The organism is Marinobacter sp., assembly GCF_041984545.1.
Lineage (GTDB): Bacteria > Pseudomonadota > Gammaproteobacteria > Pseudomonadales > Oleiphilaceae > Marinobacter.
Genome location: NZ_JBHIXV010000001.1, coordinates 46,810 through 66,234 on the forward strand (window position 1 = coordinate 46,810; position 19,425 = coordinate 66,234).

15 protein-coding genes are annotated in these 19,425 nt (G+C 60.9%); 7 read left to right on the forward strand and 8 right to left on the reverse strand.

Translation table 11 applies throughout. The annotated features are described in order from the left end of the window. Positions 1–118: 118 nt before the first annotated feature. Both ACFC20_RS00265 and ACFC20_RS00270 read right to left on the reverse strand, forming a co-directional pair. Positions 119–2,611, reverse strand: a complete 2,493-nt coding sequence (locus ACFC20_RS00265; protein WP_375191259.1) for a YbcC family protein — start codon at positions 2,609–2,611, stop codon at positions 119–121. Beyond that, positions 2,608–4,236 carry an NADH-quinone oxidoreductase subunit L gene (locus ACFC20_RS00270; RefSeq protein ID WP_375191260.1) on the reverse strand — a complete coding sequence of 543 codons (1,629 nt, stop codon included), beginning with the start codon at positions 4,234–4,236 and terminating at the stop codon, positions 2,608–2,610. Before ACFC20_RS00270 ends, ACFC20_RS00265 begins: the two co-directional genes overlap by 4 nt. Before the next feature lie 98 nt (positions 4,237–4,334). On the opposite strand from ACFC20_RS00270, the gene ACFC20_RS00275 reads away from it, so the two are divergent. From ACFC20_RS00275 to ACFC20_RS00290, 4 genes are all read left to right on the forward strand, one after another. After that, entirely contained in the window at positions 4,335–5,246 is a 912-nt protein-coding gene (locus ACFC20_RS00275; protein ID WP_091985160.1) for a LysR family transcriptional regulator, read from the forward strand. 90 nt (positions 5,247–5,336) lie between these two features. Next, the gene (locus tag ACFC20_RS00280) at positions 5,337–6,824 is read left to right on the forward strand and encodes a flavin-containing monooxygenase (protein ID WP_375191261.1); all 1,488 of its coding nucleotides are present in this window, start codon (positions 5,337–5,339) and stop codon (positions 6,822–6,824) included. Positions 6,825–6,903: 79 nt separating this feature from the next. Further along, a complete protein-coding gene (locus ACFC20_RS00285; RefSeq protein WP_375191262.1) occupies positions 6,904–7,581 on the forward strand; it encodes a FadR/GntR family transcriptional regulator in 678 nt (225 codons plus the stop codon). Positions 7,582–7,584: 3 nt separating this feature from the next. Next, on the forward strand, positions 7,585–8,589 hold the full coding sequence (locus ACFC20_RS00290) for a bile acid:sodium symporter family protein (RefSeq protein WP_375191263.1): 1,005 nt from the start codon (positions 7,585–7,587) through the stop codon (positions 8,587–8,589). Here ACFC20_RS00290 and ACFC20_RS00295 read toward each other — a convergent pair. Next, positions 8,563–9,159, reverse strand: coding sequence for a J domain-containing protein (locus ACFC20_RS00295; protein WP_375191264.1), 597 nt, complete (start codon positions 9,157–9,159; stop codon positions 8,563–8,565). The two genes, ACFC20_RS00290 and ACFC20_RS00295, sit on opposite strands and share 27 nt — an antisense overlap. A 206-nt stretch (positions 9,160–9,365) precedes the next feature. Between ACFC20_RS00295 and ACFC20_RS00300 the strand changes: the two genes are divergently transcribed. From ACFC20_RS00300 to ACFC20_RS00310, 3 genes are read left to right on the forward strand one after another with little or no spacing between them, the layout of a single operon-like run. Beyond that, the gene (locus tag ACFC20_RS00300; RefSeq protein ID WP_375191265.1) at positions 9,366–11,465 is read left to right on the forward strand and encodes a TonB-dependent receptor plug domain-containing protein; all 2,100 of its coding nucleotides are present in this window, start codon (positions 9,366–9,368) and stop codon (positions 11,463–11,465) included. A gap of 50 nt (positions 11,466–11,515) precedes the next feature. Beyond that, entirely contained in the window at positions 11,516–12,481 is a 966-nt protein-coding gene (locus ACFC20_RS00305) for an ABC transporter substrate-binding protein (protein ID WP_375191266.1), read from the forward strand. Further along, positions 12,474–14,417 (forward strand): ATP-binding protein, encoded by a 1,944-nt coding sequence (locus tag ACFC20_RS00310; protein WP_375191267.1) that lies wholly within the window; start codon positions 12,474–12,476, stop codon positions 14,415–14,417. Before ACFC20_RS00305 ends, ACFC20_RS00310 begins: the two co-directional genes overlap by 8 nt. A gap of 42 nt (positions 14,418–14,459) precedes the next feature. Here ACFC20_RS00310 and gorA read toward each other — a convergent pair whose 3' ends face one another. The 5 genes from gorA to gspK all read right to left on the reverse strand — a co-directional run bounded on the left by gorA (position 14,460) and on the right by gspK (position 19,425). Next, entirely contained in the window at positions 14,460–15,836 is a 1,377-nt protein-coding gene (gorA, locus tag ACFC20_RS00315) for a glutathione-disulfide reductase (protein ID WP_375191268.1), read from the reverse strand. A 14-nt stretch (positions 15,837–15,850) separates the two neighbouring features. Beyond that, positions 15,851–16,522, reverse strand: a complete 672-nt coding sequence (locus ACFC20_RS00320) for a GNAT family N-acetyltransferase (protein WP_375191269.1) — start codon at positions 16,520–16,522, stop codon at positions 15,851–15,853. 68 nt (positions 16,523–16,590) lie between these two features. Next, positions 16,591–17,121: a type II secretion system protein GspM gene (gene gspM, locus ACFC20_RS00325; protein WP_375191270.1), complete on the reverse strand. Its 531-nt coding sequence runs from the start codon at positions 17,119–17,121 to the stop codon at positions 16,591–16,593. A 4-nt stretch (positions 17,122–17,125) separates the two neighbouring features. After that, on the reverse strand, positions 17,126–18,430 hold the full coding sequence (gspL, locus tag ACFC20_RS00330; RefSeq protein WP_375191271.1) for a type II secretion system protein GspL: 1,305 nt from the start codon (positions 18,428–18,430) through the stop codon (positions 17,126–17,128). A 2-nt stretch (positions 18,431–18,432) separates the two neighbouring features. Further along, positions 18,433–19,425 (reverse strand): type II secretion system minor pseudopilin GspK, encoded by a 993-nt coding sequence (gene gspK, locus ACFC20_RS00335; protein ID WP_375191272.1) that lies wholly within the window; start codon positions 19,423–19,425, stop codon positions 18,433–18,435.

Sequence of the window (19,425 nt, forward strand, 5' to 3'; positions counted from 1 at the left end):
CGGGTGCCAAAACGCGCTGATTTTTCCCTACTTTATATACGCACGCGGCGCATGCCGGGATGTCAGCGTTTGTAACCGGGCGTGGCTATCTAAGAGATTCCGAAGGTATGACGTACGGTCAGGCGACCCGATGCCATGCGCCATTGTAATAACGTTCGATGCCATGATCCCCCATCCGGTGGATGAACAACCAGGCGTTGTCGACCAGCGCTGCAACGTCCGGCTGCCGACCTATGGCCGCTTCAATGCGATCGGCGGGGGCCTCGATAATCACGGTCAGGCGCAGAGGCTCATGACGCCAGCGGGTGCCGTCATGGACGGATTGCAGTGGCAGCCCTGTTCTGAGGTCCGAACCATTGCCTTCCACCACGCCCACATTGCCACCAACAACGGAGTGCAAAAGCTTGTTCCCGGCACCGTAGACGTCCGGTACCGTCACCGAGCCGAAATATTGCAGGTTGATCCAGTTGGCAACCAGAAGGGGGGCCGCCAGAAGGCTTTCGAGGCGCTGGCCGTCTTCGTCCGAAACGGGATCGTAGTCGTGCAGGAACACCCGCCCCGCCAGGTCGCAACCACGGGTGCGACTGCGCCTGGCAAAGATAATGGCAGCATTGCCTGCCAGGCCCCACTCCGGCCGTACCTCCGACCAGTCCCGCGTTCGCGTTTCCATGGCTGCGGTCAGACTGTCCGATTCCCCGTTTTCCTGGCCTTCGCCCAGCCTGAGGGATTCCGCGCGCTCATTGCGAGCCCGCGCACCGGCCTGCCCGAAGCCGGCCTCAAGGTCCGCCAGTTTTTGAAGGTGAGTATGAGGCACCCGGTCTCGATCAGCAAAAGTCACCCGGTCGGTCACGGTGCAATGCTCGGCAGCCACGGCCCAGGTGTGGTCGGGAATGCGTATGCCCTGCTCCGACAGGCCAGCCCGGACCATCGGATCATTGAACAGCTTCGCCGCCAGACGGGCGCTGACCCCGCCACTCTGGCCACCACAGGCGCCGCATTCCAGCCCGGCCTGGTGGGGGTTGTTGTCGGTGTGACTTCCGTGACCCACGAAAACCAGCAAGGGCGCAAAGCCATCCGTCAGGGACATGCCCCGAAGCATATTGGCGACCAGCGCGGTTTTTTCCGGATCCATCAGCGGATCCCCGCCAAGTTCATGGACCAGCAGCGTTTCCTGGTCATCCGGCCTCGGTCTGGAACGGCCCCGCTTGAGCGTATCCTTGATCAGCTTCCACGCCCAGGCCAGCCCGGTCGTCTCCACCAGGGTGAAAGTCGAGAGACTGCTGTATTTGGCCTTGCGCACGGTTTCCCGGGTAATCTCCCGCTGATCCCTGGCGCGGTTCTCCGCAAGATCCGCGCGCAGGTTGCCCCGGGTATCGATCAGACGATAAGGAGCCTGTAACAACCCTGGCAGCCGGCGAACCGGCTCAAAAGGCCCATGACGCTGGTGCGCAACCGGCATTCCGAAAAAGCCGGCAAACCCGAGAGTCTGTACCCGGGGCATCACCGCCTCAAGGTGGCGGCGTATCACTTCCGAACGCACATCAATACAGAACACGGCCTGCGCATCGGGAATGGCCGGCGGAGGCTCCGGTGCCTGGCTGTTGTTGGTTCGGTTCTTCAAGGCACTGAACAGCGTTCTCTGATACCCACACTCAAATGCCCGCTGCCACACCCACAGGGGGCGCCTGTCCTGCTGGCGCAGGCCATGGCCGCTTCGGGACCGCTCCAGTTGGTTTTTCTGGACGACCGATGCAAAGCGAAGAGCAGCGGCCTCCCACACCAGCAGCACCGCCAGCAGCTCACCCAGTTGGTCGGAGGCTCGCCCTTCCAGGGAGCCCCGCCAATCCAGGCCCCGACACCAGGATGCCCAGCCATTCACCCGGAGTAACAGGCTGTGGCACAGGGCCAGAAGCTCGTCGTCAGGCAGCCGGAGGGCTTCTGTGGCCTGGCTGACCGCCTGATTCCGGTCATCCGGCACTGCCCTGAAAAAGGTTCTCACACCGGCCAGCCCGGTGGTGAAATCCAGGGAAAGGTCCTGTCGCGCGGAGTTGAGCCAGAACCCGAACAACCCGGCGGACTCCCCGGAGCTGTGCTCCCCGGCCGACCACCGGGCCTGACGTCGATCGAAGAAGGCGCCGCACACACGGGCCACCTGATCATTAACAATCTGCCCGAGCGGTTCCGCGGTGCCGTCACCCTTGAACGTATCAAGGATGCTCATCGTGACACCTGCGTGGCTCTTCTCAGGCTTGTGAGGCCTCAGAACAGAGGCGCGGTCGAGCCATTCGAGGTACCAGGAGGGATCGCGACGCTCGCCGCGTTCGGCGACACTGGCGGCAAGGTCCTCCGGTTGAATCCTGCCTTGCTGCCAGGCCTCCCGATAGAACGCCGCCGGCATGAGAAGGCTGAAACCGCCCCGCTCCCGAAAAATATCGTCGGCTTGTTCCGCCGGCAGGTGTCGCATTCCCCAGAAGGGGTTTACAGCGATCCACTGGTCCAGCGGCCACACCGGTGCAACCAGCTCGCAGGCTTCACGAAACGGTCGTTGCCAGGACTCAACACCGTGCGATTGCTCCGGTTTCGAGACCGAGACACCGCTCATGGCGCTCATGACTCTTCCTCAAGCCGGAACGGATGGTGCGGAACCCGCTTGAACACCTGCGGAACCCGAAGCGCCTCGGCGGCAAGCAACCGCGTGAAGCGGTCAAAAGGCAGGGCCAGATAGAGCCCATGACGAAAATGGACCGAGAGAGCCTGGGTGACCCGGAGCTGCCCGCCAAACGCAATACACAGAGCGCACAGCGCCAACAGCAGCACCATCACCGAGCCTGTCACGTAGCCTGCCAGCGGAATAACGAAACCGCCCTGGTCCGGCACCGCCGGTCCCAGCAACAAGTGCAGCATTGCGTAGAGCGGTACCAGCGCCACAGCCATGGCAGCTCCCCTGAGCTTCACGCCGTTCGTGGCGCCGGCCGGTATGCCCATGGCTGAGGCGGCAACCGCCAACACCAGCAGCAGACCAAAAACCAGGTTGTACTCAACAACCCAGGGCGCCCACCAGAGGATGACAGCCGCCACCAGGCCGGTGGCCAGACCGAACGATATACGACGCCCGGCTGGCAGCTCGGGCAGTTTGCGGGCCGAAGACACAACCACGGTGCGCCCGGACGCCAGGAACGAGTGGGCCTTGTACAGGGAATGGGCGAGCAGGTGCAGTAGCGCCAGTGTGTAGGCACCCATACCGATCTCAAACAGCATGAATCCCATCTGGGCGCAGGTAGACCACGCCAGCGCGTGTTTCACGGAAAACTGGGTCATCATGGTCAGCACCGCCACCACGGCAGTGAAACCGCCCACCACCAACAGGATCATATGGCCGGTGGTGAAACCGTCGAACACCGGGAACAGGCGCAACCACAGGAAGCCGCCCAGGTTGATCACTCCAGCGTGAAGCAACGCCGACACCGGGGTGGGCGCTTCCATCACCCGGATCAGCCAGCCGTGAAAGGGAATCTGCGCGCATTTGAGGGCCGCCGCCAGGGCCAGGGCAACAGACGCCACCGTCAACGCCGTTGAACCGCCGGCACGGGCCGCTTCGCTCTGCGCCATGTTCTGTACCATGTCCGGCAGAAGGAAGGTGTCGTAATGCAGGTAGAGGGCCAAAACCCCGGTGATCACCAACGCATCGCCCACCCGACTGACAATAAACTTCTGCACAGCGGCCACGCGCGCTTCGGGACGATCCGGATACAGGGTCAAAAGATGATGCAATGCCAGGCTGACGCCAATCCAGGCACCGGCGAGGATCAGCAGATGGTTGGTGAGCACCAGCACCAACACCGAACCCACCGTCACCAGGAACCAGGGCAGAAACCGCTCCCGCCCCGGATCCTGTCGGAGGTAGTTGTCCGCGTAGCGCAAGATGACCCAGCCGACGAAGGCCACCATCAGGGCCATCCAGACGGCCACCCCGTCCGGGTACACACCAAACCGTGCCGCCAGGCCAACCGGCGTATCAGCATCGAATAGCCACGGCTCCAGCACAAGCATTGCCCCAACCGTCAGGGACGACACCATGGAAGCCAGCATTACCCAGCCGGCCAATCGCCAGCAGCGGTCAAGCTGTGGAGGGCTCTGAAGCCAACCGGTCATTGCGGCCAGGACGAACAGGCTCACGGGGAAAAGCAGCCAGAGGGCGAGCGTTACCAGAGATGACAGTTCGGCGATCGGGTTCATGATGGTAAACCTCCTGAACCGCTACTTTGCCTGCGTTCTTCATATATAAAAAATGGTTTATAATTATCACTTCATTCTATTTTTTAGAACGGTTGGCCATGAAGCTGAACTACCACCATCTCTATTACTTCTGGAGTGTCGCGCGAACCGGGCACCTGACCCGCGCCGCCGATGCGCTTCATATTTCCCAGTCGGCGCTGTCGGGCCAGATCCGAAAGCTCGAGGAAAGCCTCGGGCATGACCTGTTCATCCGGGAGGGACGCCGACTGAAGCTCTCCGAGGCCGGCCGTCTTGCGTTTTCCTACGCCGAGGAAATTTTCCGGCAGGGCGAAGAGTTGTCCGCCCTGTTCGATTCGGGCGTGCGACCAAACCGCGAGGTGCTCAGGATCGGCGCTGTGGCCACGCTGTCACGAAATTTCCAGGAAGGCTTTCTGCAACCCCTGCTGGACCGGGAGGACCTGGAGCTCAGCCTCCAGAGCAGCCATATTGACGAACTGCTCCGTCGGCTGTCCGCACACCGCCTGGACCTGATCCTGTCCAATCAGGCGGTCCAGGGCAGCGAACAGAATCCGTGGCGTTCGCGCCTGATCGCCAAACAGCCGGTCAGTATCATCGGGCCCTCGGGCATTCAGGTTGAGGGCGAATTTGCCGACGTCGTACGCGGGCGAAGTCTGATTGTGCCGGGCCCGGACAACAACATACGTCAGGCCTTCGACCAGCTGTGCGAGTATCACCGGCTACGGCCGAATATCGCAGCAGAGGTGGATGACATGGCCATGATGCGACTCCTGACCCGGGACACCGGCCACTTTGCCATCATGCCGCCCGTGGTCGTTCGGGACGAACTCAGGAGCGGAGCCCTTGAGGACTACGGCGCCCTGCCCGGCGTGTTCGAGGAATTCTACGCCATCAGCATACGCCGGCAGTTCCAGACAGCGGCACTGCGGGAACTTCTGGCGCAGCCTGCTGAGAACTTCCTGAATCAGGACTCGGTTGATCTTTCTTACTAACGGCGCTGTCAGAAAAAGTCATCCATCAGCGCACCGTGGCTCCGTATACTGGGCCCAATCCATGACAACAATAAGACCGGACACCCCAGGATGAGCCAACACAACCCTGCCCAGCCCGCCATCGCCATTATCGGTACCGGTTTCGGTGGCCTGGGCATGGCCATTACGCTTAAACAGGCCGGCTACACCAACCTGACGATCCTTGAGAAAGCTGGTGACGTGGGCGGTACCTGGCGCGACAACACCTATCCGGGCGCGGCCTGCGATGTGCAGTCCCATTTCTACTCCTTTTCCTTTGAGCCCAAGCACGACTGGTCCCGCAAGTTCGGTCTGCAGCAGGAAATCCTCGGGTACATGCACCACTGCGTAGAGAAGTACCAGTTGGGCGATCACTTTCGGTTCAACGCCGAGGTCGCCTCCGCCCGCTTCGACGATCAGAGCAATCGATGGACCCTTACCCTGGCGACCGGGGAGCAACTTCTCGCCGACGTGGTCATCACCGCAACCGGCCAGCTCAACCAACCGGCGTGGCCGAAGCTGGAAGGACTGGAACGCTTTCAGGGCCGGATGTTCCATTCCGCTCGCTGGCACCACGATTACGATCTGACGAACAAACGGGTAGCGGTGATTGGCACCGGGGCCAGCGCCATCCAGTTCGTGCCGGAAATTGCGCCCCGGGTAAAACAGCTGAGTCTGTTCCAGCGTTCAGCCGCCTGGGTGCTGCCCAAGCCCGACCGGCCCTTCAAACCCTGGGAACAGACGCTGTTCCGGAAGCTGCCCGCCTGGGACCGGCTTTATCGCTACCTGATCTACTGGAAAAACGAGAGCCGGGCCCTGGCGTTCACGCGGTTCAACGGCTTGCTGGAAGTCTTTGCCAATCAGGCACGGCGGGAAGCCCGCAAACACGTAACCGACCCGGACAAACTGGCCCACATCATTCCCGACTACCAGATCGGCTGTAAGCGTATCCTGATATCCAACGACTGGTACCCTGCCATCAACCAGCCCAACGTGGATCTGGTGACCGACCCGATTGAAAGTATCGATGAACAAGGGGTGCAGACCCGCAGCGGCAGGCACTACCCGGTGGATGCCATTATTTGTGGCACCGGGTTCCGGGCATCAGAGTTTCTCTCACCCATAGAGGTCACCGGTCGGGGCGGCAAATCCCTCAATGAGGCCTGGCAAACCGGAGCGTCTGCCTTCAAGGGCATCACCGTGAGCGGGTTTCCCAACCTGTTCATGCTCTATGGCCCGAACACCAACCTGGCCCACAACTCCATCGTTTATATGCTGGAATCCCAATTCCGCTACATCCGCACCTGCATCAACGCGCTGCAGAAGTACCCCGGCGCCGCCATGGACGTTCGCCAGGATCGTCAGGACCGGTTTACCCAGGTGATCCAGCAAGGCCTTCAGCACTCGGTCTGGAGCTCCGGCTGCACCTCCTGGTACCTGGACGAAAACGGCCACAACAGTATCAACTGGCCCGGTTTTACCTTCACGTACCGCCTTGCAACCCGGCGCGTGGATACCGCCGACTACCAGTTCCTCAACCCCTTGCACAGCGACCGTTGAACCGGCACCGGTTACGGTTATTGCGCTTCGCCTAAATTCATAGGATGATTGGTTTATCGGATAGAAGGATGATAAACCCATGCTGCAACGAATTCGCAAAGGATCTCTGGTGGAAACCGCCATAGAAAGCCTCAGAGGCGCCATTGAAGACAGGGTCTGGTCGGTCGGCGATCGCCTGCCCGTTGAATCGGAACTATCGGAATCCCTGGGAGTGAGCCGTAATACCGTACGCGAGGCAGTGCGGGTACTGGTCCACGTGGGCATGCTGGAGACCCGTCAGGGCGATGGTACCTACGTGAGGGCGACACGGGACGCCGGAGAAACCCTGCGGCGGATCGCACGCACCCAGCTGGCGGATCAGCTGGAAGTACGGATCATGCTTGAAACCGAAGCGGCAAAGCTGGCGGCCTCACGCCGCACTGACGAGGATCTGCGCAGCATGACCAACGCACTCGACGCCCGCGCCAAGGCCGGAGCGGTCCTGCCCTTGCGTATCCGGCACGACGAAGCCTTCCACCACGCACTGGTAGCGGCCTCTCATAATTCCGCACTGGTGGAGCTGTACGACTACTTCTCCCACGCGGTGAGCCTGACCATTGAGCAAACCGAAACCGACTCGGACCTGCCTGAACCCTCCCAGGAAGACCACGAGCTGTTGCTGGCCGCCGTTCGACGCCGGGATGCAGCCAAGGCCGAACAGCTTGCCCGGCAGTTGCTCGCTCCCAGCCTCAGGGCCCTTCAGCGTCAGGAGTTGTAATCCATGAAGTTCCGCATCGACACCTTTACCCTGCTTTTGCTGGGTGCCATTGTCCTGGCCACGTTCCTGCCCGCCACCGGCCAGGCGGGCGATTTCCTGGCCAAAGCAGGCACCGTTGCCGTTGCCCTGCTCTTCTTTTTTCATGGCGCCGCACTTTCCCGGGATCAGATCATTGCCGGTGCCACCCACTGGCGCCTGCACATTCTGATTACCGCGCTAACGTTCGTTTTCTTTCCCCTCGTCGCCTTGCCCATCAACGAGCTGAGCACCATCGCGCCGGCCTGGATGCCAAAGGATCTGGGGCTCGGCTTTTTGTACCTTGGCGTGCTGCCCTCGGCGGTGTCTTCCTCCATTGCCTATACCGCCATGGCGCGGGGCAACGTGCCGGCCGCCATCTGCAGCGCGGCTGCGTCCAACGTGTTCGGCATGATGCTGACCCCGTTTCTGCTCCTGCTCCTGGTCAGCACTTCCGGTGGTGGCGACTTTTCCATTGCAGAGGCGCTGAAGGACATTGTGATGCAGCTGCTGCTCCCCTTTGCGGTCGGGCATGGCATGCGCCCCTGGCTCGGCGGATTCCTGTCCCGCAACGAGCAGCTCATGGCCCGCTATGATAAGTGCGTGATCTGGCTGATTGTCTACTCGGCGTTCTCGCACTCGGTGGAAAGCGGGCTCTGGCAGAACCTTCCGGTGCAGGCCATTGTCCTGACCATCCTGCTCTGCCTGGGCCTGTTGTTGTTGTTCATGCTGCTGGCGCGGTTTCTGGTACGACGCTTCGGCTTCAGCCTGGAGGATGAGGCGGCAGTGGTATTCTGCGGCTCAAAGAAAAGCCTGGCTTCGGGGCTACCGATGGCCAAGGTGCTGTTCTCCGGCCACCCGGGCTTCGGCATGATCGTGCTTCCGATCATGTGCTACAACCAGATTCAGGTGATCGTGGGGGCAATTCTGGCGCAGAAATACCGGGAGAAGATCGAAAAGGCGGCCTCAGCCGCCCCCCATGCCACCGAATAGCGTGGCCAGGATGACCAGCCCGACAATCCAGCCGATCACGGCCGGCCAGAAGTTCACCATCTGGGGAGGCTGTTCCGGTAAATCTTCGGACTCGTCACCTTCAGCGCCATGGCGCTCGTCCAGCGGTTGTGGCGCCTGCTCCGGGCTGAACCAGCCAAACCACTCCCCGAGGAAGTGGGCGACGGGCTGTGGGAAGGACCCGTTTTCAGCGATGGGCCTGAGTTGGGGCTCAAGCTGCCGACCAATTTCCGCACGCAGGGCCGGCTCGTCCGCCGGTGGCTCACAGAGAATCGCCTTCCAGATGCCGGCGTCCTTGCTGCGGGTAGCATCATTGAGTAGCGCTTTGATCTGGATGACAACCTCGCGAACCACCTGCCCCTCATTCGCATCCAACGGACGGCTCGAGGACTCTATAGAAGGCTCTGGCGCCTCTCCCACGGCTTCGCGATACGCCTGGTCCAGTCGCCGGGCCTCCTCGTCGGAGGCGAATTTGAGCTGCTGTTCGTACGCATCCTGGATTTTCCGGCGGTCGCCGGTAGGGTCAATTCCGAGGATTTCCCAACAATTCATACAACCTGAACTCCAAGCCTGACATTCATTACATTTTGGAGAGACAAAGTGCCTGTAGTCCCTTACGATAGTCCCGAAAAGACAAAACGCTCGAAAAGACAATCACCCGGCTTCGGGCCCCCAAACAACAGAACTCGGCAAAGTATAAAACGTCCACCATGCATCATTCTAAAAAAATATTGTCGGTGCTCGCCCACGGTTCGAACATGACCGTTTTCGGCGCCGCGCTCGCTCTCACCCTTTTTCCAATCGCTGGGCATGGACAGCCTGAGTCACCCGATCTGACCGCCGGTCTGCTGGCATTACACGGAGACCAGGCCGAAATTCCCGAAGTGCTGACCACAACGCGCCTGCGTCAGTCCAAGCTCCGGGTCCCGGGTACCACCACCATCATCACCGGGGACATGATCCGCGAACTCGGAATCCGGAACCTGCAGGAAGCGCTCCGGCTGGTGCCCGGCATGGTCGTGGGCCACTGGGGCAGCACCAACCCGGTGGCAACGTACCACGGCACCTCCCAATACGAACAGCGTCGGCTTCAGGTCCAGATCGACGGTCGCACCGCGTACCGGATCAGCCTTGCGGACGTAGACTGGCTGTCGATGCCGGTGGCCATCGAAAACATCGAGCGCATTGAGGTGAGCCGTGGCCCCAATTCCGCGGCCTACGGGATCAACGCCTTTCTCGGCAGCATCAACATCATCACCCGCTCACCCCAGGATACCGCCGGGGTCGAAGCATTTGCATCGGCTGGTTCACGGGGCTATCTGAGAACCTTTACCTCAGTTGGCGATGCAGACAGTGATAACAGCTGGCGACTGTCCTACGAGAAACGCAAATCCAATGGTTTTGACAATCAGATAGACGGCGGAGAAGAAATTCCGTTCCACGACGGCCACGATATCAATAACTTCAATTTCGACAGCGTGTTTCGGGTGGACCGCCAGCATTCCGTCGAGTTTCGCGCCGGCGTACTTGAAGGTGTGAACGAGGAAGATCTGGAAAAATCCGGCAAGCTCGGGGCGACCACGAACCCTGACATCCTGATGGACGACTACTACCTGCACGTCCGGTTCAATGGCGCAACCTCCGAACGCCACTTTTACCACATCCAGGCCAGCTACCAGAACCAGCGTCAGAGACAGCGCTGGTCGGTATCGGTTCCCGCAGCCGACATAAACGCGCTTCTGCCGCCGGAGTTTCCGCCCTTCCCTGAGAACCAGGGACCGTTTATCGCGGACCTGAATGAAGACATCGAAGAAACCCGTCAGGAAATCGAGATCCAGGACACCCTGATATTCAGCGACCAGCTGAAGCTGGTTTCCGGCCTGGGTTATCGAAAAGACACCTACGATTCCGAAACCTTCTTCAACGGTGAGGGCAACAATTACCAGTCCCGGATCTTCGCCAACACCGAGTATTCACCTTACCAGTGGCTTACATTTAACCTGGGCGGCAACTGGGAGCAGACCACGACCACCAACGAGGACTATTTCTCACCTCGGGCCGCCGCCAACTTCATCTTCAACAACAACCATGCCCTGCGTTTTGTATTCTCCCGGGCGGTAAGAACGCCCGACGCCTTCGAGCAGGAACCGGACTGGTCTTACCGCCCAAGCAACGTCCGCCCACCTTTCGAGGCCCTCGAAGGCCAGCGTATACTGGTGGAAGACCTGCTGGACCCGACCACTTCCACCTATGGCCAGGAGCTGGAGGAGGAGTGGATTACCTCGAGGGAGATCAGCTACTTCGGTCAGTTCCATCTCGATAGCGCGCTGCTGTCGGTGGAAGTGCGTTACTTCAATGATTATTTCCGTGACATGATCAGCGGCGTGATCAACGAAGAGGAATGGTACATCGCCAACAACGTGGCCCTGGATCAGGAAGGCGTGGAGCTGGAAACGTCCCTTGAATTCTCCGGTACGCGACTGAGGGCAACCTACGCCTATCTTGAGCAGGAAGGTCGCTACACCGGCGACCCCAACGCCTTGCCGGCCAATGACCAGCGGCGCGCCGTCGATCTTCTGGGCCGTCTGTCAGCCCGGGATTCCGGCAGTTTTGCCTGGATACAGGACCTGCCCGCAGGGTTTATGGGCTCAACCGCCCTTTACTGGACCAACGAAGTCCGCAATACCCGGTTCGAGCGCGCAGACTTCCGGCTGGCGCGCCGGGTGGACAGAAGCGACTATAGTTATGTCCTGGCCCTGGTTATGCAGCATTACCTCAATCACAAGCCATGGATCAGCCCAGATAACCGGATTGAGGATCAGAACCAGTTCTTTGTAGAGGCTGGTGTCCGTTTCTGAGTCTTACAGGGATAACGTGAACCCCGGACGGTATGGAACGTAGTAATAGCATGGAAATGCGACAACCTGATCAGCGCTGGCGACGTCTCCTTATGGTGGCCCGCCGCGCGTTGGTGGTTCCTTTGCTGGCGTTGCTGGCACCCATGGCTGCTGCTCAGGAACCGACCGCACAGACGGTCTATTTCGCAGGCTCGGGCAACGCCGCCCTTGACCAGCACCTCATCCAGTTGCTTGAACAGGAGCTTCCGGCTGACACCACACTTGAGAAAGTGTCGGACGACCAACTGCCGGCCATCACCTCACGCCCTATCGTTACGGTCGGGCCAGCTGCCTTCACTCGCGTGCGCCAGGCCAGTCGTTCGGCCCCCATATTGGCGACCCTGGTAGACAGGGAATTCATCACCTCCTTTGCCGAGCGGGCTCCCGGCCAGATCTCGGCGGTTTACTACGACGTTCCGCTGATTCGCCAGGCACTGACCGGCAAGGCCATCTTGCCACAGGCCACCAAGATTGCCCTGTTGGCCACGGCCGATTCCGTAGAACTCTATGAACCTCTGATCGATGAACTTCCGCGCTTCGGCCTGGAGGCCCGGGTATTTCTGGTGGAGCGTCCCGATCGCCTGATTCCCACCCTGGTAAGGGCACTGGGGTATGGTGACTTTCTCCTGGCAGCACCGGACAGCGCCATCTACAACCCTCGCACCATCAAATACATCCTGCTGACAGCCTACCGCCGCAATCAGATTGTCATCGGGCCGTCGCAAGCTTATGTCAAGGCCGGCGCGTTGGCCTCCAGTTATGCGCCCTTCCCGGAAATGGCTCGCCTGGCCGGCGATTACCTGGCCGAGTTCTTCGAGTCTGGCGCCTTTCCGGCGCCCACGTACCCGGAGCAATACCGGGTAGAGATCAACGAGCAGGTGGCCAGGTCCATGAACATTCCCTTGCCGGGCCGGGACGAAATTGCCGAGCGTGTAAACCGCCAGTTGGCGAACGACGGGGAGACGGCGAATGATTAAAACGTCTGCCCAGCAACGCCCACTTTCCCGCAAGCTTCTGTTGCTTGGTGCCCTGCCGGCGGTGGTTATGTTCATCGTGTTGATGGTGTTCTTCACCTCTGCCCGCCTGGCGGACGCCCGCAAGGACCTGGCCGACAGTGGCCAGCTCCTGGCTGACAGCCTGGCGCCGGCCCTGGAGTACGCGGTCGTGTCAGGCAACACCGAGGCCCTGGAACAGATCCTGTCCCAGTCGTTGCGACGCAGCAAGACAGACTGGATTCGTGTTACCGATGTCATGGGTGAGCAGATTGGATTTGTTGCCAATGGCCCGGTGAACCTGGAGGCCAAACACCAGGATTACTATGTGTACGAGTCCGAGATCCTGCAGCAGCCGCTGGAAATGAGCGCGGGCCGTACTGCGGAATGGTTCGAGCCGGATTATGGCTTTGGCGGCGGCTCATTGAGAGTCGGCACCGTGGAGGTGGGGGTTGACGTTGATGTGCTGACCAACCGGCGCCACGACATTCTCTGGACCTCCATTGCGGTGGGCGTCTCCCTGCTGATCTTCACCATACTGATCATCAACCATTACCTGGGAACGATCCTGGCACCCATCCGGGATCTCGCCGGCCGCATTGGCAAACTCACCGGCGGTGATTACCGGGAGCGTCCCCTCAACACCCACCAGACCTCCCGGGAAGTGGTCGAGATCGAGGAGCAGCTTAACCAGTTGGCCAGCCACCTGGTTGACCTGAAAACGGCCAGGGATCAGACCGTGGCAGCCTCTGAACATGCCCGGGAAAAAGCCGAGGCCGCCAACCAGGCGAAGTCCGAGTTCCTGGCCACCATGAGCCACGAATTGCGCACTCCGCTCAACGGTGTGCTCGGAATGGTCGACCTGATCCAGGAAGAGCCTCTCACCCATCGCCAGAGGGACTACCTGAATACCGCCAGGCAGTCCACGGAAGACCTGCTCACCGTGATTGGTGACATCCTGGACTACTCCCGGGTCGACAGCGGTACCCTGCAGCTGGAGAACCAGGAGTTTGACCTGAAACAGTTGATCTCCAACTGCACCGCCACGTTCCGCCACATGTCCGAACAGCAGGGCCTGGCACTCAATCTCACGTTTTATGGAGACTGGCCAGACAACCCGAGGGTTATCGGCGACCCGGCTCGCCTCAGGCAGGTGCTGGCCTGCCTGATCGACAATGCCATCAAGTTTACCGGGGATGGGTTCATCAACATCCAGGCAGGCTCCTTCCCCCTCGAAGAAAACTGCGTGATCCTCAACTGCACGGTGAGTGACTCCGGCTCAGGCATCCCCTCGGAGCGCCTGCCGGACATTTTCAACTCCTTCGAGCAACTGGATGGTGGCAACAGCCGGTTGTATGGCGGTACCGGCCTGGGCCTGTCGCTGGTGCAGCGCCTGGTGGAACTGATGGGCGGCCACATCCAGGTGGAGACGGATCTGGGCAAAGGTTCATCCTTCCGTTTTGAGCTGCCCTTCGAGCTTGCCAACCCGGGCGTCCGGACCGCTCCCGCTGCACCCGCCGCTCGGGAACCGGTAGACAAGGTCAGCCACGCTTTGGTGGTGGAAGACAACCCCGTCAATCAGCGGGTGGCAACGGCCATGCTCACGCGGCTTGGATTCCAGGCGGACTCCGCCAATAACGGTAAGGAAGCACTGGAGAAAGTGACCAGCAATCACGCCGGTTATGACATTATCCTGATGGACTGCCAGATGCCGGTGATGGACGGGTACGAAGCCACCCGTTACATCCGGGAGTGGGAGAAAAGCAACGGCCAGACAGGAACCCCGATCATCGCCCTGACCGCCGATGTCCTTCCAGGCACGGAGCGTACCTGCCTCGAGAGCGGCATGAACGACTACATCGCCAAACCGGTGCGTAAAGAGAATCTTCGGGAAACTCTGAGCCGCTGGATCAAGCTGTAGCAGGAGCCGGCGCCCAAACGCAGAGGCGCCGGAGCCCGGGACTTAGCTCGCTACCGGTTCCCGCATGGTCACGAACTCTTCGGCGGAGGTAGGATGAATGCCGAGGGTAGAGTCGAACTGGGCCTTGGTGGCGCCGGCCTTGATGGCCACGGCCAGCCCCTGGGTGATTTCTCCGGCATCCGGGCCCACCATGTGGGCGCCCAGCACGCGGTCTGTCTGGTCATCCACCACCAGCTTCATCAGGCACCGCTCATCCCGGCCACTCAGCGTGTGCTTCATGGGCCTGAATTCCGAACGGTAGATCCGGAGCCTGTGGCCCGCCTCACGCGCATCTTCCTCGGTGAGGCCAACGGTACCGATGTTGGGCTGACAGAACACGGCCGTGGGTATGGCCGAGTAGTCCATCTCGCCCTGGCCGTCACCAAACAGCCGGCGGGACAGCACCATGGCCTGGGCCAGTGCGACCGGGGTTAGTTGCGGCGTACCGATAACATCGCCCAGAGCGGTAATCGACGGCACGGCGGTCTGGAAGTGTTTATCCACCACCACATGCCCCGAGCCACTGAGCTGAACACCAAGATCGGTAAGCCCCAGGCCATCCACCAGCGCGCGGCGGCCGGTGGCCGCCATCACCAGCCCCGTTTCCAGGGTTTCACCGTTATTGAGATGTACCCGGTAATGGGCGTTTTCCGCTTCCACGGATTCAATGGTTACGCCGAATCTCAGGTTAACGCCCTTCTTGCTCATTTCCTGCTCGGTGAAGCGGCGGATATCGCCGTCAAAACCTCTGAGGAACAGATCGCCCCGATACAGAAGCGTGGTTTCAACACCCAGCCCGGCCAGGATGCCGGCAAACTCCACGGCGATATAACCGCCACCCCACACCACCGCGTGCTTGGGCAGTTGCGGCAGATAGAACATCTCGTTGGAGGTCAGGATGCATTCTTTCCCGGGCACATCCGGCACCACCGGCCAGCTGCCGGTCGCCACGGTGATGTGCCTCGCCCTGTAGGCGTGGTCACCGACCACCACGGTGTTGGCATCCCGCAGGGTTGCAGTACCCTGGATGATGGTCACGCCGGCATTCTCCAGAAGGCGGCCATAAATGCCATTGAGCCTTTCGATCTCGGCGTTCTTGTTGGCCACCAGCTTGGGCCAGTCAAAGCGGACATCGCCCAGCGGAACCTGCCAGCCATAGCCGGCGGCGTCTTCCAGGTCTTCATGCACGTGGGCGCCATAAACGAACAGCTTCTTGGGTACGCACCCGACATTGACACAGGTACCGCCGAGATACCGGGATTCCACCACGGCTACCCGTGCGCCACGCTGGGCAGACATGCGGGCAAGGCGAACCCCGCCGGAGCCGGCTCCAATGACAATCAGATCAAATTCCTGCTGGTCAGACACAGCAACTCCCATTACCGAATGAAACGTCAGTTCTGGCCGGGCGCGGCCGACTTGCTTTCCGGTTGAACTTCCCGGAACAGCACATGATCTTCAAAATCCCCGAGCTGGATCTTGCCCAGGCTTCGGAAGCCCTCGGATTCGTAAAACGGCAGATAACGGCTGTTGCCGGTATCCAGCACAAGACCACTGCCCCGGGGATTCTCAGAACAGAGGCGTTCCACGGTTTTCAGCAACAGCCGGCCATAGCCGCGATTCTGATACGCCGGATTCACCCCCATCAGGGGCAACTGGTGAGCCAGGGGTTGCGGCAACAGATCGCGAATCTTCTGGTGATAATCCAGGTAGCGGCGGGTGGCGGCAAACCCCGTGGTCAGCACCATCCGGATGCGCCAGCTAAACTGGTCAGCCAGGTTCATCCGCAGTTCCGGATCACCAATGAAGGCGACCGCAACCAGGGTGTCGTTCACCATCACTCCCACCGCGTCCTGCCGCAACTCGTAGTACAGGTCGATCAGTTCACGGATCGTAGCCCTGACCCGCTGCTCATAGCCCGGCCGGCGATGGTCAAACAGGTACTGGAACGTCGGTTCATTCCGGTAGGCATGATAGAGAATGGACCGGGCCTCGTTAGCCGCAGTTTCATCCAGACGAACAATGACAGGCTCGGGCTGATGCCTGTTGTCGCTACCGTTGGTCATGGCGTCCTACTCCTGTTGCAGTTCCGGAAACCGGCCCGGAGTTATTCTTGTTAAATCCGCGCGCTGGCTCAGATCGTCAGGGTTAAACGAACGGATACCCGCCCCGGTTCACTGGCCCGGTCCATGGCGGCCTGGTCTATAACCACGCCATGATCCGCGCTGAGCCTTTCCAGCCACGCGGCCACTTCGGCAAAAGGCGCGTTTTCGAGCCAGACCCGAATGGCGCCTTCGCCACTGGGCTCAAACCGTTGCAGGGAGAGCCCTGCTTCGCCCGCCGAGCGCGTGACCAGCGCCATCAGGGCCCGGCCATCCGCCGGCTTGTCTACGGCTGCCGCCTGCGTATCACTGCCTGCGCCACCCAGGCGCCGGATGGTCTGCTCGTTGGCCTGCATCCAGGCAAGCAGTTCTCCGGCGTTTTCCCGGGCGTTGGCCGACTGTTCCTGGAACTCGGCAGCCGGCTGCCATACGGCAAAGTAAAGAATGGCCAGCAATACTGCCACTGCTAGCGCCCCGAGCGCCTGCTGGTCGCGTCTCGGCAACTGGTCATACTGGGCAATCAGTTTGCCAACGGCGGGCTGATCCTTCAGTCGTGACAACATGGGCTCAACCTCCTGAAACCGTCAAACGGCCGCGGGCACCGCTGGCTTCGTTAACGACCGAACCAATCTGCGCTTCCAGCCCCTGACTCGCCAGGCCATTGCGCAGGGCACTCAGCCGATCATAGCTGTCGGCCCGAACATCAACAATCAACTCGCCCCGGGAGCGGCTGTAGTTGACCGAGTTGAAGTTCACCGACCGGGTACCGGGCAGTTGCGCGTATTGCTGGCCGGTGTATTTCATCAGAGTGATAAAGCCCATGTCCGGCCCGCTGCTGCCAGCCACCCGAAGCTGCCCCTCAATCACCCGCTGGACATTCCCGGCATGGGTGCGGCGGTCGTTCGGAAAGGCATCCCGGTAGATGGCCATGGCCTCTGATCGCAGCTGGTCCGCCTGGTTCTGGTAATAGAATCCCATGCCAACATTCAGAGCCACCTGAACCACAAACCACACCGCCGCAACGGCGATCAGGGGTTTCCAGGGGCGAAGCGGGCTGGCCCGGTCCGAGTCTGCGGCAAAGGCTCCCTGGCACAGATTGATCGGCTCGCACAGGTGGTGATGGTGGGCATGAGCCAGCAGCTCCAGCGGAATTAGCTCGAGGGTTTCCGTGCGGAGAGCCAGGCGACCTGAGGCACCCAGTTCGGAGATTGCCGACTGCTGAACCTCCAGCTCCTCCGCCGTGCCGTACAGGGTAACGGGAATCTCGGCCACCACCTCCTCGGCCGAGGGTGCCGCCAGCGTGTGGGCGAACATGCCGAGGTTGGCCGACTGCATGCTGAGCCACTCGCCCCGGTCGCTGACCATCATCGCAGATTCACCATCCAGGCAGATGGACCAGCCGCCCTCGGTTCTTGGCAGCAATGCCGCATCCGGGAAAATGGCGTCCAGGCGTACGTGGTCCCAGTCGCTGAACAGATGTACCCACTGTGCCATCTGCTCGCGATCAATTGCTGCCACCCGGTAACCGGCGTCCGTGTGTTTTCCCAGGGCCAGATGAACAGAATCGATGTCCTGGGCAATCTGCTCCTCAACCGCATAGGGCAAAGCCTGCCGGATAAACCGGCTCTGCCTGGCCGGAATGTCGGCCAGGCAGTAAAGAGCTTCCTCACCCGGAATCAGGCCAATCAGCAGGACATTGTCGAGGGCGTTCTGCGCCAGCGTCTGCTCGATTCGCTCGCGGCTGTCGCCGGTACCCCGGGCCTGGGAGTCACCACTGGCGTCGTGCAGCACCCAGTTGAACAGCTGGGAGTCCGGGTTCTGATCAACGTCCGCGAACGGTGGAATCGGGCGAACATAAAGGCGGTAAGACATGTTTATCCTTCTGAAACTGTATAGGGCTCTTTGGTGATCCTGTTCTTCTGCCCGGTGTCCCGATGCACTGTCCGCACCTCGCCTTCCGGAGTCCGGAATACGGTACTCACCAGATTCACAACGCGGTTATCGTAGGTAATCCGCGAGACAACTTCAAAAAACCGGGTCTGCAGCCCAAGGCCAACCGACTTCAGCCCGAGCCCGGCAAATTCGGGAAGCGCCAGAAAGTCCTGCAGGTTTTCAAACCGCTCTTCCTCACGCCTCTCAAGGATAGCCGCGGCCTGGGCATCCGTCAGCTCCTCGTGCAGGGACCGGATCACCATGGCGGTGGCGGTGTTCACGTTGACACCGGCGCCGCTCACCGGCAGGGCGGCCACATGGGGCTGCAACGCCTGATAGATCTCTTCAGTCATGCCCTCGATGAGCCGCAGCTCGGAAACACTGGTAAAGGGCTGGTTCGCCGCCCGGTAGCCCGGGTCCGCCAGCAGATACTGGCCATCTTCGGCGCCGTAGGCCGTCACCGTCTGGTCATCCGGGTCGATCCAGTCAATCAACGAGTCCACGGATACCGTCGTGATGCCCAGCGCCTCGAACAGCTGCACGAACCGCTGGCGCGCCACCGGATCCACCTGTCCGTTCGGCCCCACCAGATCGTTCAGGTTCAGGCGGCCACCCAGATCGTCAATCTGGACTTCCGCCACGCCATTGTCATCCAGCGGCAGAACCGCCGCGTTGGCTGCCCAGAATTCATCGAGGCTGTCCACCATGGCGTTGTTTTCCTTGTCTTCCTCGAAGTCGCGGGTCAGGATCTGCCGGGCAAAAGCTTCCGCCCCCAGGGCAATGCTCAGGCCTTGTTGCTGGGCCAGGTAATGGCCGGCCTTGTACACCCGCAGACTCTGCTGCTGGGTCATCCCCGAGGCCAGCATCACCACCAGGGCCATGGCCAGCAGCACCATGATCAGGGCCACGCCCCGTTGACGTCCGATACCCGCCAT